The sequence below is a fragment of the Pseudomonas brassicacearum subsp. brassicacearum genome (assembly GCF_008801605.1).
In the GTDB taxonomy this organism is placed as follows: domain Bacteria; phylum Pseudomonadota; class Gammaproteobacteria; order Pseudomonadales; family Pseudomonadaceae; genus Aquipseudomonas; species Aquipseudomonas brassicacearum.
On sequence record NZ_VZPJ01000002.1, the window covers coordinates 560,069 to 572,957 of the forward strand.

Here is a 12,889-nt window from a genome sequence, read left to right on the forward strand (position 1 = left end):
GGTGGGGCTTCAGTGTTGCAGCTACTGGGCCCAAGGCGCTCGCCGCGAATTGTTGAGTTCCAGCAAATAACTGTCGCCCCCCAACTGGCTCATCTGCTGACGAATCCAGCCAGCCCGCCGCAGCACATAGGGGCTCGGTCGGCCGGCGCTCCATTTGCGCGGGTTAGGCAAGACCGCCGCCAGCAGGCTGGCCTGTTGCCGGGACAAGGCGTCGGCGCCTACGCGAAAATGATGTCGTGCTGCGGCTTCGGCCCCGAACACGCCGTCATCCCACTCGACACTGTTGAGGTACACCTCAAGGATCCGCTGCTTGGGCCAGAACACTTCGATCAGTGCGGTGAACCAGGCCTCCAGCCCCTTGCGCAGCCAGCTGCGGCCCGACCACAGGAACAGGTTCTTGGACACTTGCTGGCTGAGGGTACTGGCGCCGCGAATTGAACCGCCACGCCCATTGTGGGCGAACGCGGCCTGGATCGCGCCGATGTCGAAGCCCCAGTGCTCGGGGAATTTCTGGTCTTCGCCAGCAATCACCGCCACTTTCAGGCTATCGGAGATCTGGTCCCAAGGCTGCCAGGTGCGTTGCAGGTCGATGGGGTCGCCGCCGAACCAGGATTCAACCTTGCGCTCGATCATCAGCGCCGTGAACGGCGGCGGTACCACCCGAAACAACAGCACGAGCACAACGCTGCCAACGGCGAACCAGAGCAGGGCTTTAAGGAATCGTCGAAATAATAAACGCAGCATAGAGATGGCTTGGCCGAACCCGTCGAGCGGGCCATTATACAGACCCTGTCCATCGAGTCTGACTGGAGTTCTCATGCTGCGTAGCTTTCTGATGCTGGCCGCTTTTTTCGGCTTCACAGGCGTGGCGCTGGGGGCATTTGCCGCCCATGCCCTGAAAAGCCGCCTGAGCGCCGAATACCTGGCGATTTTCCACACCGGCGTCACCTACCAACTGGTGCACACCCTGGCGTTGCTGGGCGTTGCGCTGCTGGCCACACACATTCCCGGCCGCATCGTCACCTGGGCCGGGGTTTCATTTGTGGTCGGCATCCTGTTGTTCTCCGGCAGCCTGTACCTGCTGACCCTCACGGGCATCAGCAAGCTGGGCATCATCACGCCGTTGGGCGGTGTGGCGTTCCTGATCGGCTGGGTGTGCCTGGGGCTTGCCGCCTGGCGGCTGGGCTGACCGGGCGGTCCATTTCATGACGAATGGCTTGGGTCGCCCAGACTGATCGGGCTAGAATGCCAGCCCCTAAAAATGATGGCGGCATCCGGCATGCGCATTCAGTTGAACGGCGAACCCCTTGATCTGCCCGACGGTGAAACCGTCGCGGCCCTGCTGACCCGTCTGGAACTCACCGGACGCCGCGTCGCGGTGGAACTCAATCTGGATATCGTCCCGCGCAGCCAGCACGCCGAAACCACGTTGAACGATGGCGACAGCGTCGAAGTGGTTCATGCCATTGGCGGCGGCTAGTCGCCTCGGTTTCGCAGCATTTCGCAAGAACCTCACCCCAACAGAGGATTTCCCATGAGCATCGTTCGTAGCGACAAGCCCTTCGTCCTGGCCGGTCGTACCTACCAGTCGCGTTTGCTGGTAGGCACCGGCAAATATCGCGACATGGAAGAAACCCGCCTGGCCATCGAGGCCTCGGGCGCCGAAATCGTGACCGTCGCCGTGCGCCGGACCAACATCGGCCAGAACCCGGGCGAACCGAACCTGCTGGATATCCTGCCGCCGGACCGCTACACCATCCTGCCGAACACCGCCGGTTGCTTCGACGCTATCGAGGCCGTGCGCACCTGCCGCCTGGCCCGTGAGCTGCTCGACGGCCACAACCTGGTGAAGCTGGAAGTGCTGGCGGACCAGAAAACCCTGTTCCCCAACGTGATCGAAACCCTCAAGGCCGCTGAAACCCTGGTCAAGGAAGGCTTCGACGTGATGGTCTACACCAGCGATGACCCGATCATCGCCCGTCAATTGGCGGAAATCGGCTGCATCGCGGTCATGCCGCTGGCCGGCCTGATCGGCACAGGCCTGGGGATCTGCAACCCGTACAACCTGCAGATCATCCTGGAAGAAGCCAAGATCCCGGTGTTGGTGGATGCCGGTGTCGGTACCGCTTCCGACGCCACCATCGCCATGGAACTGGGTTGCGAAGCGGTGCTGATGAACTCGGCCATCGCCCACGCCCAGCAGCCGATCCTCATGGCCGAAGCCATGAAGCACGCCATCGTCGCCGGTCGCCTGGCGTACCTGGCTGGCCGCATGCCGAAAAAACTTTACGCCAGCGCCTCCTCGCCGCTGGATGGTCTGATCAAGTAAGAGCCATTGATGACTGAATCGAACGACACGCCGGTCCTGCCGGAAGAAGGCGAAGAGCGCCAGCACCGCCGCATCAAGAGTTTCGTGATGCGCGCCGGGCGCATGACTGAAGGCCAGCAGCGCGGCCTGGAGCAGGGCGCGCCGCTGTTTGTCCTGCCGCTGGCCGATGCGCCGGTGGATTTTGACCAGGTCTTCGGCCGCTCGGCCCCGCGCTCGCTGGAAATCGGCTTCGGCATGGGCCATTCGTTGCTGGAAATGGCCGCCGCCTCGCCGGAGCAGGATTTCATCGGGGTGGAAGTCCATCGTCCGGGCGTCGGTGCACTGCTCAATGGCGTGCTGACCCAAGGGCTGACCAACCTGCGGGTCTACGATTGCGACGCCATCGAAGTGCTCAGTCGCTGCGTGGCCGATAACAGCCTCGACCGGCTGATGCTGTTCTTCCCGGACCCTTGGCACAAAAGCCGCCACCACAAGCGCCGTATCGTCCAGGCGTCGTTCGCTGAACTGGTGCGCAGCAAGTTGAAGGTCGGCGGTGTGTTGCACATGGCTACCGACTGGGAACCCTACGCCGAATACATGCTGGAAGTGATGAACGTCGCCCCGGGCTATCGCAACCTGGCCGAAGACGGCAAGTGCGTGCCACGCCCGGCTGAACGGCCGATCACCAAGTTCGAGCGCCGAGGCGAACGCCTTGGGCACGGGGTTTGGGATTTGAAGTTCGAGAAGTTGGCTTAAACATCACGCGATGCTCAATGTGTGACTGAGCTTCTGTGGGAGCAAGGCTTTGTGGGAGCAAAGCTTGCTCGCGATGCAGGCAATTCGGGTTTCAAGTGGGTACCGAGGCGCTGCTATCGTGGGCAAGCCTTGCTCCCACATGTGTTTGGCGGTGTGTTTCGGCTCAGCGCCGATCCGCGACTACGCCTATCAACACCAGTACCACCAACAACACCGGCGCCAGGCTGTAGTTGTTGAACTGGCTCAAGCCCCGAACGACCCACGGCGTGGCGTAGATCAGTGCCGCGCCGCTGCCGATCATGCACAGCAGGGCGATCAGCGGGACGCGCAAGGCGCCAGCGATGCTGCCCAGGCGTTGTTCGACCCAGCCCTTGATGTCGGCACCAAACAGCACCAACAGGCAGCCTACCAATGCCAGGGAGATTTCCGACAGGTTGCTGCGGCTCCAGCGGGACACGGTGGCCAACAGGTCGAGTACCAGATCCATTCGATTTCCTTGTTTTGATCAGCTCAGAAATGTCTGCAGCAAGTCGTTGAGAAACAGCTGTCCGCGCTCGGTGGCCGCCAGACGTGTCGGTTCGACCTGCAACAACCCGCTTTGTTCGGCCTCGCGCCGGCCTTCGGCCAGGCTTTGCAGGGGCAGCCCGGTGCGCTCCGGGTACAGCCGCGCTTCCACGCCCGCGGTCAGGCGCAGGGCGTTCATCAGGAACTCGAACGGCAGCTCTTCGTTGGCCAGGGTTTTCTCGCCGGCCTGGAAGCTCTTGGCCGGGTTGAGGTAGTCCTTGGGCAGGCGGGTCTTCCAGGTGCGCACGATGCGCCCGTCCGGATGGCTGAGCTTGCCGTGGGCGCCGGCACCAATGCCGATGAAGTCGCCGAAGCTCCAGTAGTTGAGGTTATGCCGCGCCGCCCGGCCGGGTTGGGCGTAGGCCGAGACTTCGTATTGGGCGTAGCCGTGTTCGGCCAGCAAGGCTTGCCCGGCTTCCTGGATGTCCCACAGCGTGTCGTCTTCGGGCAATGTCGGCGGCTGGTTCCAGAACACCGTATTCGGCTCCAGCGTCAGCTGGTACCAGGACAAATGCGTCGGCTTCAAGGCGATGGCCTGGCGCAGGTCGCTCAAGGCGTCTTCCAGGGACTGGTCGGGCAGCCCATGCATCAGGTCCAGGTTGAAATTGTCGAAACCGGCCTGGCGAGCCATGCCGGCGGCGCGCACCGCCTCGTCGCCGTTGTGGATCCGGCCCAGGGCCTCGAGCTTGGCCTGCTGGAAACTCTGGATACCGATGGACAGGCGATTGATGCCCAAGGCCCGGTAAGCGACGAATTTTTCCTGCTCGAAGGTGCCGGGGTTGGCTTCCAGGGTGATTTCAATGTCCTGGGCGAACGGTATCCGCGCTTCCACACCCTTGAGCAATCGCCCCAAGGCTTGGGCGCTGAACAGGCTCGGGGTGCCGCCGCCGAAAAAGATCGAGCTCAACGGCCGACCATGAACCGCGTGCAGATCCTGGTCGAGGTCGGCCAGCAAGGCGTCGACATATTCCTCTTCCGGCAACTGCGGGCTGGCGGTGTGGGAGTTGAAGTCGCAATACGGGCATTTGCGCACGCACCACGGGATGTGGACGTACAACGCCAGGGGCGGCAGCACTGGCAGTGGCGCCCGAGGTGTTTGTACACCGCCATGGATCAGCGGTGCGGGAGTGTCGTCGATCATTGCAGGCCCAGGCGTTGACGCAGCAGGGCCATGGCGCGGGCGCGGTGGCTCAGTTGATTCTTTTCCACCGGCCCCAGCTCGGCGCTGGAGCAATTGCGCTCCGGCACCCAGAACAACGGGTCATAGCCAAAACCGTGCTCGCCGCTGGCTTCGGTGAGAATGCGCCCGTGCCACAGGCCTTCGCAGAGGATCGGCAATGGGTCATCGGCATGGCGGACCAGGGCCAGCACACACACGAACTGAGCGCCGCGCTCGGCTTCGGGCACGTCCTTGAGGGCGTCGAGCAGCTTGGCGTTGTTCGCCGCGTCACCTTTGCCGTCGGCGTAGCGGGCCGAGTAAATGCCTGGCGCGCCGCCCAGGAAGTCCACGGCCAGCCCGGAATCGTCGGCCAGCGCTGGCAGGCCCGAGATGCGTGCGGCATTGCGGGCCTTGAGGATGGCGTTCTCGACGAACGACAGGCCGGTCTCTTCCGGTTCCACCTGGCTGAACTCGCCAATCGAGCGCAACTGCACCGACCCGCCGAGCATGGCTTGCAGTTCCCTGAGTTTGCCGGCGTTGTGGCTGGCCAGTACGAGTTGGGTGAAGTTGATCATTGGCCCGGAAACAGTTCCTGGTTGAAGTTGATGGTGTTGATCTTGTCGCCGGTTTGCACCTTGATTTCGAAGGTCCGGACTTCCTGTTGATCCACCGGATACTGGGCGATGTAGTAGATCGCGCCTGGCTCGGTCACCTGCTTGAATTGCAGCGGGACGCTCTGGCTGGTGAGGTCTTTCACCGTGCCGCTGACCTGGGCCATCAAGGGCTTGCCATCCTTGAGCACCGAGATGTTGATCACGCCTTGTTGCTTGCTGCGAATCAGCTCGGCGGCCTTGGCGATGTCCGGTGTCAGGAAGGTGGAGTTGAAGGTGTTGTAGTGCACGGTGATATCACCGAACACTTCCTTGCGCTCGCCCTTGATAACGTCGGCGGCCATGGCGCCAACGCTCAGGCAAGCGGTGATGAGAAACAACGCTAGACGGTTCATGTCGTGCTCCTGGTAAGGCCGGGGGCTTACACCGCGACCTGATAATCGGTAAGGCCTGGGCTGCTGACCCGATAGATGCCTATCTCACCTAACAGATTAGGCCATAGCTTGCTGGCCCACCCGTGGCGGTGCTGTTGGTCCACGGCCAGGCGATCGATGACCTTGGCTTCACGCTCGCGGCACAGCGCCTCGAAATCCTCGAAGGTGCAGAAATGGATGTTCGGCGTGTTGTACCAGGTGTAGGGCAGGAACTCCGAAACCGGCATGCGGCCCTTGCTCGCCAGGTACCAGCGGCAACGCCAGTGGCCGAAGTTGGGGAAGGTGATGATGCACTGGCGTCCAACCCGCAGCATTTCGTCGAGGATCTTGTCCGGGTAGTGCACTGCTTGCAGCGCCTGGGTCATGACCACGATGTCGAAGCTGTTGCTGGCAAAGTTGCCCAGGCCCTTGTCCAGGTCCTGCTCGATGACGTTGATGCCCTTGGCGACGCATTCGGCAATGTTGTCCGGGTCGTTTTCCAGGCCGTAGCCGCTGACTTGCTTGTTGTCCCGCAGCCAGGTCAGCAGTTCGCCGTTGCCGCAGCCCAGGTCGAGCACGCGGCTGCCGGCGGGGATCCATTCCTGGATGATTTCCAGATCGGCTCTCATGGCGTCCTCACAGCGTTATACGGTTCATGTAGTTGCCGAACGCCTGCAGGTAGCGCGGGATCGGGATCAAAAAGGCGTCGTGACCCTGGGGCGCGTCGATTTCCAGGTAGCAGACGTCCTTGCGCGCGGCCATCAGCGCGTCCACCAGCTCCCGCGAGCGCGCCGGGGAGAAGCGCCAGTCGGTGGTGAACGACATCACGCAGAACTTGGCGGTGGCGTTGGCGAAGGTTTTCGCCAGGTTATCGTCGAAGTTCGCCGCCGGATCGAAGTAGTCCAGTGCCTTGGTCATCAGCAGGTACGTGTTGGCGTCAAAGCGCCCGGAGAACTCTTCACCCTGGTAACGCAGGTAGCTTTCGACCTGGAACTCGACGCTGTGGAAGTCGTAGTTGAGCTTTTCGCTCTTGAGGCCACGGCCGAATTTCTCGCCCATGGAGTCGTCGGACAGGTAGGTGATGTGCCCGACCATCCGCGCCAGCATCAGCCCGCGCTTGGGGATCACGCCGTGTTCCTGGAACGAGCCGCCATGGAACTCCGGGTCGGTGAGGATCGCCTGGCGCGCCACTTCGTTGAAGGCGATGTTCTGTGCCGACAGCTTGGGCGCCGAGGCGATTGCCAGGCAGTGGCGCACGCGGTCCGGGTAGGTGATGGTCCATTGCAGGGCCTGCATGCCTCCCAGGCTGCCACCGATCACGGCTGCCCACTGGCCGATCCCGAGGCGGTCGGCCAGGCGCGCCTGGCTGTGGACCCAGTCTTCCACGGTCAGCACCGGAAAATCGGCGCCGAAAGGTTTGCCGGTGTCCGGGTTGAGGCTGCTGGGGCCGGTGGAGCCGTTGCAGCCGCCCAGGTTGTTCAGGCTGACCACGAAGAACTTGCTGGTATCGATGGGCTTGCCCGGGCCGATGCAGCTGTCCCACCAACCGGGCTTGCGGTCGTCGATGCTGTGGTAGCCGGCGGCGTGGTGGTGCCCCGACAAGGCATGGCAAATCAGCACGGCATTGCTCGCCGTGGCATTGAGGGTGCCGTAGGTTTCGTAGATCAGGTCATAGGCTGGCAACGAACGGCCGCAGGCCAGGGCCAGGGGCTCGCTGAAATGCGCCATTTGCGGCGTCACCAGACCAACGGAATCGGGGGGAAAGGCAGCTGGCATCGACCCTGCTCGCGTTGAAATGAGGCGTAAGTCTAAAGACCGCTGTGGCAGGCGGCAAGCAAAGGTGCGGCTGATTGTCCGCCGTTGTTTTTGTGGCGAGGGAGCTTGCTCCCGCTGGGGCGCGAAGCGGCCCTGTAGGAGCTGTCGAGTGCAACGAGGCTGCGATCTTTCCCCTGTGTACCGTGGGGCCAAAGCGAAAGATCAAAACAAAAGATCGCAGCCTCCGGCAGCTTCTACAGGTGCCACCCAGCGGAAGCAGGCTCCCTCGCCACAGGGTTAACTATGCCCCCGATCCAAGCCGGATCAGGTGGGCCGGACGAGGCCCGGCAACTCCGGCAGTTTCTTCGGTGAATGGATGCGCACCCGTTTCTGCCGGTTCAATTCGCCACTGACCAGGCTGACCTGGCTCTTGGACACGCCAAACGCCTTGGCCAGGAACGCCATCAGGTACGCATTGGCCTTGCCTTCGACCGGCGGGGCGGTGAGGCGGATCTTCAGGCGGTCACCGTGCAGCCCGGCGAAATCATCGCTGCGGGCTGCCGGTTGCAGGTGACACTCCAGGATCAGGTCGTCGCCATCCCAGCGAAAGTAGCTCACGTGGGTCAGATCAGCAGGCGCAGGATTTCCGGCATCATGGTGATCGCCGCCAGGTTGTTGATCACCAGCATGTCGATCAGCTTGAGCACCATGAACGCCAGGATCGGCGAGATATCCAGGCCACCGAGGTTCGGCAGGATGCGGCGGAACGGCGCCAGGGCCGGCTCGCAGATCTGGTTCACCAGTTCGGCGCCCGGGTTATGGCTGCCCGGCGCGACCCACGACAGGATCACGCTGATGATCAGGGCGAAGAAGAAAATCTTCAGGAACAGCGCGGTCACGCCAATGATCGACCAGATCAGCAGTTGCAGCGGGTTGCCGGTGGTGCCGTAGGTCAGCAGCAGGGTCAGGGCCATCAGCGCCAGTTGCACGAGGATCGCCAGGACCAGCGACGACATGTCCAGGCCGAACAGGCTCGGGATGATCCGACGCAGCGGCTTGAGCAGTGGCTGGGTGGCCTTGACGATGAACTGGCACAGCGGGTTGTAGAAGTTGGCGCGCACCAGTTGCAGCACGAAGCGCAGCAGCACGATCAGCAGGTACAGGCTGCCGAGGGTTTGCAGCACGTAGACCGCTGCAGTGTTCAATCCAATCATGAATGGCTCCTTATTGGCCCAGTTGTTCGGCCATTTCGGCCGAGCGGTGCGCGGCGGCGCCGAGTGCTTTTTCCACCAGGGCTTCGAAGCCCCCGGCCTGGAACGATTTGATGGCCGCTTCGGTGGTGCCGGCCGGCGAGGTCACGCGGCGGCGCAGCTCGGCGGCATCGACGTCGCTGGACACCGCCATGTGCGCGGCACCGAGGGCGGTCTGCAAGGTCAGCCTGGCGGCGGTTTCCCGGGGCAGGCCGAGTTTCTCGCCGGCGGCGGTCATGGCTTCGATCAGCAGGAAGAAGTACGCCGGGCCCGAGCCGGAGACGGCGGTGACGGCGTCCAGTTGCTGTTCGGTGTCCAGCCACAGTGCCAGGCCGACAGCCGACAGCAGTTCTTCGGCCTGCTGGCGTTGTGCAGCGGACACTTGGGAAGTGGCGAACAGGCCGCTGACGCCCTGGCGCAGCAGTGCCGGGGTGTTGGGCATGCAGCGTACGATCGGCTGCTCGCCGAGCCATTTGTTCATGCTGGCGCACGTGATGCCGGCGGCAATCGACACCACCAGTTGATGAGGCTTGAGACTTGGGCGCAGGGCCGCGCAGACGGTTTTCATCGCCTGCGGCTTGACCGCCAGCACGATGACGTCCGCGCCGTCGATGGCCTGGGCGTTGTTGGCGAAGGTTTCGATACCGTGTTCGGCGCTCACCCGGGTGCGGGTCTCTTCGCCCGGATCGCTGGCGCGGATCAGGGAAGCGTCCAGGCCCTTGGCCCGCAGGCCGCCGATCAGGCTGGCGGCCATGTTGCCGGCGCCGATGAAGGCAATACGCGTGTTGCTCATGACAGGTCCTTATAAAGAGATGAGTCGGCCATGTTTCAGGATTGACCGTAGTCGCGGGCACCAAACAGGGCAGTACCGATGCGCACCCAGGTGGCGCCCTGGGCAATGGCCGACTCAAGGTCGTGGCTCATGCCCATGGAAAGGGTGTCCAGCGGTAGCGCCAGGCTGGCTTGCAGGCGTTCAACGGCGGCGAAGGCGGCGTCCTGGGCGGCGCGGTCTTCGGTGGGTTCGGGAATCGCCATCAACCCGCGCAGTTTCAGGCGGGGCAGGGCGCTGATGGCGTTGGCCAGGGCGGGTAGGTCCGCCGGGGTGCAGCCGGATTTGCTGGCTTCACCGCTGACGTTGACCTGAATGCAGATATTCAGCGGTGGCAAGTCGGCCGGGCGCTGCTCGGACAGGCGCTGTGCAATTTTCAAGCGATCCACGGAATGCACCCAGTCGAAATGTTCGGCGATAGCGCGCGTCTTGTTCGATTGAATGGGGCCGATGAAGTGCCAGATCAAGGGCAGGTCGGTCAGTTCGAGCTGTTTGCCCAAGGCTTCTTGCAGGTAGTTCTCGCCGAAGTCCCGCAGGCCGGCAGCATAGGCTTCGCGCAGGGCCTGGACGGGTTTGGTCTTGCTCACGGCCAGCAGTTTGACACTGTGTTCGGCACGCTGGGCGGCCTGCTCCGCAGCGCGGATGCGCGAACTAACCTGAGCGATGTTGTCTGCTATCGTGGACATAAAGAAGCGCCAGCGGTGAGGTTCGCGGCATTCTACTGGAATTGAGGAGCGCTATGGATATCACTGAGTTACTGGCGTTCAGCGCCAAGCAGGGCGCGTCGGACCTGCACCTGTCCGCCGGGCTGCCACCGATGATCCGCGTCGATGGCGATGTCAGGCGCATCAACCTGCCGGCACTGGACCACAAGCAGGTTCATGAACTGATCTACGACATCATGAACGACCGGCAGCGAGTAGATTACGAAAAGTTTCTGGAGACTGACTTTTCTTTCGAGGTACCGGGCGTCGCGCGGTTCCGGGTCAACGCTTTCAACCAGAATCGCGGTGCGGGGGCGGTGTTTCGGACCATTCCGTCGAAAGTCCTGACCATGGAAGACCTGGGGATGGGCGAGGTGTTTCGCAAAGTGACCGAGGCGCCTCGTGGGCTGGTGTTGGTGACCGGGCCGACCGGGTCAGGCAAATCCACCACCCTGGCGGCCATGATCGATTACTTGAACAGCCACAAGCACCATCACATCCTCACCATCGAAGACCCTATCGAATTCGTTCACGAACCGCGCAAATGCCTGATCAACCAGCGTGAGGTGCACCGCGACACCCAGGGTTTCTCCACGGCCCTGCGTTCGGCCCTGCGGGAGGACCCGGACGTGATCCTGGTGGGGGAGATGCGCGACCTTGAAACCATTCGCCTGGCGCTGACCGCCGCGGAAACCGGGCACCTGGTGTTCGGCACCCTGCATACCACGTCGGCGGCCAAGACCATCGACCGGGTGGTGGACGTGTTCCCTGGTGACGAGAAGTCCATGGTTCGCTCGATGTTGTCGGAATCGTTGCAGGCGGTGATTTCCCAGACGCTGGTCAAGAAAATCGGCGGCGGCCGGATCGCGGCGCATGAAATCATGCTGGGTACCTCGGCCATCCGGAACCTGATCCGCGAAGACAAGGTGGCGCAGATGTACTCGGCCATCCAGACCGGCGGTTCGCTGGGGATGCAGACGCTGGACATGTGCCTGAAGGACTTGGTGAACAAGGGGCTGATCAGCCGCGAACATGCGCGGGAGCGGGCGCGTACGCCGGATAACTTCTAGAGGGGTGGTGCTTTTGCAGGCCTCATCGCGAGCAAGCTCGCTCCCACAGGACTTTCAGCGAATGGAAATCCAGTGTGGGAGCGAGCTTGCTCGCGATGAGGTCATCAGCTACAGCAAAAGTGCCGGAATCAGCGCTGAACCACGCGCATCGCACCCGGCTCTTTCGGCAGCACGCGCTTGGCCACCACGTAGTGAGTGTCCCAGTACGGCTTGTTCAAGGTGTCGATGCTCACCGACTTGCCACGGCGCGGGGCGTGGATGAAGCGGTCGTTGCCCAGGTAGATGGCCACGTGGTTGACCCGGCGGCTCTTGAGCTTGAAGAAGATCAGGTCGCCGGGCTTGAGGTCCTTGCGATCGACTTTCTCGCCATGACCGGCGGCCATGGCGTTGGAGGTGCGCGGAAGGTCGAAGGTAGCGTCGTTGAAGGCGTATTTCACCAGTCCGCTGCAATCGAAACCTTTACTTGGGCTACTGCCGCCCCAACGATAAGGTGTGCCGAGTACATTCACGGCGCGGCTCAACACATTGCTGCTCGCTTTGGTCGCCATCGGCGGGACCAGCTTGCTGTTGGCTGTGCTCACGCGCTGGGCGCCTGGCTTGTTCTTGCTCAAGGAAGCAGAAACATGGGATTTCGGGGTATAGCCGTTGACGTTGGGAAGACGTTGCTCACGATTGGTGGCGTGGGCGGCCAGTGGCAATAATAGGCAAATGGTTAGCCATGTCTTGAAAAATGGACGCATTAGGCAAGGCTCTTAAAGGTTGGCGCGCAACTTTATAACAGCTTTTTTTGCGTTTCCGAGGCCGTTTGTCGATTCGAAACGCAGCGCAAAACCCAGCAAAATGCGACAAATTGACCTGATTGTCTGACAGAACCCCTATACCACGGGGCTTTCGCCGGCTCGAGTCGCCGAGGACCGCTTGTCGGCTGGACACGAAAAAGTCACAAAAACTCCGAAAAAATTTATCTATCGAGGCAAAAGAGGCCATTCATGAACAGCTATCAGCAGGATGCAATCCGCGATACTCACAGCAAGGTCATTGGGTATCTGCTGTGGATTTTCGGTTTCACCGGTGCCCATCGTTTCTATTACGGCAAGCCGGTCACGGGCACGATCTGGTTCTTCACCTTCGGCCTGCTGGGCATTGGCTGGCTGATCGACTTGTTCCTGATTCCGGCCATGGATCGCGAAGCGGACCTGCGTTTCACCCCGGGGCCTATCGAATACAGCGTGGCGTGGATTCTGTTGACGTTTCTCGGGGTGCTGGGCGTACACCGCATGTACCAGGGCAAATGGCTCAGCGGGATTCTCTACCTGCTGACCGGCGGGGTGTTTTTCCTGGGGGTTCTGTATGACTTCTGGACGCTGAATGATCAGGTGTCGATTCGTAATGCGCAGAAGCGTGGGGCTTTTCAGTAAGACCGGGTCGCCTGCATCGCGAGCAAGCTCGCTCCCACACTGGATCGAGGTG

Annotated in this window: 18 protein-coding genes; 6 read left to right on the forward strand and 12 right to left on the reverse strand. The window is 62.1% G+C overall.

Going from position 1 to position 12,889, the window contains the following annotated elements; translation table 11 throughout:
* Positions 1-21 precede the first annotated feature (21 nt).
* Entirely contained in the window at positions 22-744 is a 723-nt protein-coding gene (gene mtgA / locus F7R20_RS08375) for a monofunctional biosynthetic peptidoglycan transglycosylase (RefSeq protein WP_003206505.1), read from the reverse strand.
* A 73-nt stretch (positions 745-817) separates the two neighbouring features.
* Here mtgA and F7R20_RS08380 point away from each other — a divergent pair, with 73 nt between their 5' ends.
* From F7R20_RS08380 to trmB, 4 genes are all read left to right on the forward strand, one after another.
* On the forward strand, positions 818-1,189 hold the full coding sequence (locus F7R20_RS08380; protein WP_003206503.1) for a DUF423 domain-containing protein: 372 nt from the start codon (positions 818-820) through the stop codon (positions 1,187-1,189).
* Positions 1,190-1,279: 90 nt separating this feature from the next.
* The gene (thiS, locus tag F7R20_RS08385; protein WP_018609493.1) at positions 1,280-1,480 is read left to right on the forward strand and encodes a sulfur carrier protein ThiS; all 201 of its coding nucleotides are present in this window, start codon (positions 1,280-1,282) and stop codon (positions 1,478-1,480) included.
* 54 nt (positions 1,481-1,534) lie between these two features.
* A complete protein-coding gene (locus F7R20_RS08390) occupies positions 1,535-2,329 on the forward strand; it encodes a thiazole synthase (RefSeq protein ID WP_003177480.1) in 795 nt (264 codons plus the stop codon).
* 9 nt (positions 2,330-2,338) lie between these two features.
* Positions 2,339-3,064 carry a tRNA (guanosine(46)-N7)-methyltransferase TrmB gene (gene trmB, locus F7R20_RS08395; protein WP_003206499.1) on the forward strand — a complete coding sequence of 242 codons (726 nt, stop codon included), beginning with the start codon at positions 2,339-2,341 and terminating at the stop codon, positions 3,062-3,064.
* Positions 3,065-3,227: 163 nt separating this feature from the next.
* Here the strand turns inward: trmB and F7R20_RS08400 are convergent, their stop codons facing one another.
* The 10 genes from F7R20_RS08400 to F7R20_RS08445 form a co-directional block, all read right to left on the reverse strand.
* On the reverse strand, positions 3,228-3,551 hold the full coding sequence (locus F7R20_RS08400; protein ID WP_003177482.1) for a DUF3392 domain-containing protein: 324 nt from the start codon (positions 3,549-3,551) through the stop codon (positions 3,228-3,230).
* Positions 3,552-3,569: 18 nt separating this feature from the next.
* The gene (hemW, locus tag F7R20_RS08405) at positions 3,570-4,769 is read right to left on the reverse strand and encodes a radical SAM family heme chaperone HemW (protein ID WP_003206497.1); all 1,200 of its coding nucleotides are present in this window, start codon (positions 4,767-4,769) and stop codon (positions 3,570-3,572) included.
* Positions 4,766-5,362 (reverse strand): RdgB/HAM1 family non-canonical purine NTP pyrophosphatase, encoded by a 597-nt coding sequence (gene rdgB, locus F7R20_RS08410; RefSeq protein WP_003206496.1) that lies wholly within the window; start codon positions 5,360-5,362, stop codon positions 4,766-4,768. Before rdgB ends, hemW begins: the two co-directional genes overlap by 4 nt.
* Positions 5,359-5,793, reverse strand: a complete 435-nt coding sequence (locus tag F7R20_RS08415) for a DUF4426 domain-containing protein (RefSeq protein WP_003206494.1) — start codon at positions 5,791-5,793, stop codon at positions 5,359-5,361. Before F7R20_RS08415 ends, rdgB begins: the two co-directional genes overlap by 4 nt.
* Before the next feature lie 26 nt (positions 5,794-5,819).
* Positions 5,820-6,440, reverse strand: a complete 621-nt coding sequence (gene metW, locus F7R20_RS08420; protein WP_003206492.1) for a methionine biosynthesis protein MetW — start codon at positions 6,438-6,440, stop codon at positions 5,820-5,822.
* Positions 6,441-6,447: 7 nt separating this feature from the next.
* On the reverse strand, positions 6,448-7,587 hold the full coding sequence (metX, locus tag F7R20_RS08425; protein WP_003206490.1) for a homoserine O-succinyltransferase MetX: 1,140 nt from the start codon (positions 7,585-7,587) through the stop codon (positions 6,448-6,450).
* Between the two features lie 303 nt (positions 7,588-7,890).
* Positions 7,891-8,184, reverse strand: coding sequence for a DUF167 domain-containing protein (locus F7R20_RS08430; RefSeq protein WP_003206488.1), 294 nt, complete (start codon positions 8,182-8,184; stop codon positions 7,891-7,893).
* A gap of 5 nt (positions 8,185-8,189) precedes the next feature.
* On the reverse strand, positions 8,190-8,780 hold the full coding sequence (locus F7R20_RS08435) for a YggT family protein (RefSeq protein WP_003206487.1): 591 nt from the start codon (positions 8,778-8,780) through the stop codon (positions 8,190-8,192).
* A gap of 10 nt (positions 8,781-8,790) precedes the next feature.
* The gene (proC, locus tag F7R20_RS08440; RefSeq protein ID WP_003206485.1) at positions 8,791-9,609 is read right to left on the reverse strand and encodes a pyrroline-5-carboxylate reductase; all 819 of its coding nucleotides are present in this window, start codon (positions 9,607-9,609) and stop codon (positions 8,791-8,793) included.
* A 35-nt stretch (positions 9,610-9,644) separates the two neighbouring features.
* Positions 9,645-10,331, reverse strand: a complete 687-nt coding sequence (locus F7R20_RS08445; RefSeq protein ID WP_003206483.1) for a YggS family pyridoxal phosphate-dependent enzyme — start codon at positions 10,329-10,331, stop codon at positions 9,645-9,647.
* Positions 10,332-10,384: 53 nt separating this feature from the next.
* On the opposite strand from F7R20_RS08445, the gene F7R20_RS08450 reads away from it, so the two are divergent.
* Positions 10,385-11,419: a type IV pilus twitching motility protein PilT gene (locus F7R20_RS08450; RefSeq protein ID WP_003206482.1), complete on the forward strand. Its 1,035-nt coding sequence runs from the start codon at positions 10,385-10,387 to the stop codon at positions 11,417-11,419.
* Positions 11,420-11,547: 128 nt separating this feature from the next.
* Here the strand turns inward: F7R20_RS08450 and F7R20_RS08455 are convergent, their stop codons facing one another.
* Positions 11,548-12,159 (reverse strand): C40 family peptidase, encoded by a 612-nt coding sequence (locus F7R20_RS08455; protein WP_003206478.1) that lies wholly within the window; start codon positions 12,157-12,159, stop codon positions 11,548-11,550.
* Positions 12,160-12,408: 249 nt separating this feature from the next.
* Here F7R20_RS08455 and F7R20_RS08460 point away from each other — a divergent pair, with 249 nt between their 5' ends.
* Positions 12,409-12,837 carry an NINE protein gene (locus tag F7R20_RS08460; protein ID WP_003206477.1) on the forward strand — a complete coding sequence of 143 codons (429 nt, stop codon included), beginning with the start codon at positions 12,409-12,411 and terminating at the stop codon, positions 12,835-12,837.
* The last annotated feature ends 52 nt before the right edge of the window (positions 12,838-12,889 follow it).

What these genes read in the sequence shown, in the direction of transcription:
- F7R20_RS08415 (WP_003206494.1), bottom strand. Translation starts at nt 5,793, where the DNA reads ATGAACCGTCTAGCGTTGTTTCTCATCACCGCTTGCCTGAGCGTTGGC.
- trmB (WP_003206499.1), top strand. Translation starts at nt 2,339, where the DNA reads ATGACTGAATCGAACGACACGCCGGTCCTGCCGGAAGAAGGCGAAGAG.
- hemW (WP_003206497.1), bottom strand. Translation starts at nt 4,769, where the DNA reads ATGATCGACGACACTCCCGCACCGCTGATCCATGGCGGTGTACAAACA.
- rdgB (WP_003206496.1), bottom strand. Translation starts at nt 5,362, where the DNA reads ATGATCAACTTCACCCAACTCGTACTGGCCAGCCACAACGCCGGCAAA.
- metX (WP_003206490.1), bottom strand. Translation starts at nt 7,587, where the DNA reads ATGCCAGCTGCCTTTCCCCCCGATTCCGTTGGTCTGGTGACGCCGCAA.
- F7R20_RS08400 (WP_003177482.1), bottom strand. Translation starts at nt 3,551, where the DNA reads ATGGATCTGGTACTCGACCTGTTGGCCACCGTGTCCCGCTGGAGCCGC.
- F7R20_RS08450 (WP_003206482.1), top strand. Translation starts at nt 10,385, where the DNA reads ATGGATATCACTGAGTTACTGGCGTTCAGCGCCAAGCAGGGCGCGTCG.
- F7R20_RS08435 (WP_003206487.1), bottom strand. Translation starts at nt 8,780, where the DNA reads ATGATTGGATTGAACACTGCAGCGGTCTACGTGCTGCAAACCCTCGGC.
- F7R20_RS08390 (WP_003177480.1), top strand. Translation starts at nt 1,535, where the DNA reads ATGAGCATCGTTCGTAGCGACAAGCCCTTCGTCCTGGCCGGTCGTACC.
- thiS (WP_018609493.1), top strand. Translation starts at nt 1,280, where the DNA reads ATGCGCATTCAGTTGAACGGCGAACCCCTTGATCTGCCCGACGGTGAA.
- proC (WP_003206485.1), bottom strand. Translation starts at nt 9,609, where the DNA reads ATGAGCAACACGCGTATTGCCTTCATCGGCGCCGGCAACATGGCCGCC.
- mtgA (WP_003206505.1), bottom strand. Translation starts at nt 744, where the DNA reads ATGCTGCGTTTATTATTTCGACGATTCCTTAAAGCCCTGCTCTGGTTC.
- F7R20_RS08455 (WP_003206478.1), bottom strand. Translation starts at nt 12,159, where the DNA reads ATGCGTCCATTTTTCAAGACATGGCTAACCATTTGCCTATTATTGCCA.
- F7R20_RS08445 (WP_003206483.1), bottom strand. Translation starts at nt 10,331, where the DNA reads ATGTCCACGATAGCAGACAACATCGCTCAGGTTAGTTCGCGCATCCGC.
- metW (WP_003206492.1), bottom strand. Translation starts at nt 6,440, where the DNA reads ATGAGAGCCGATCTGGAAATCATCCAGGAATGGATCCCCGCCGGCAGC.
- F7R20_RS08380 (WP_003206503.1), top strand. Translation starts at nt 818, where the DNA reads ATGCTGCGTAGCTTTCTGATGCTGGCCGCTTTTTTCGGCTTCACAGGC.
- F7R20_RS08460 (WP_003206477.1), top strand. Translation starts at nt 12,409, where the DNA reads ATGAACAGCTATCAGCAGGATGCAATCCGCGATACTCACAGCAAGGTC.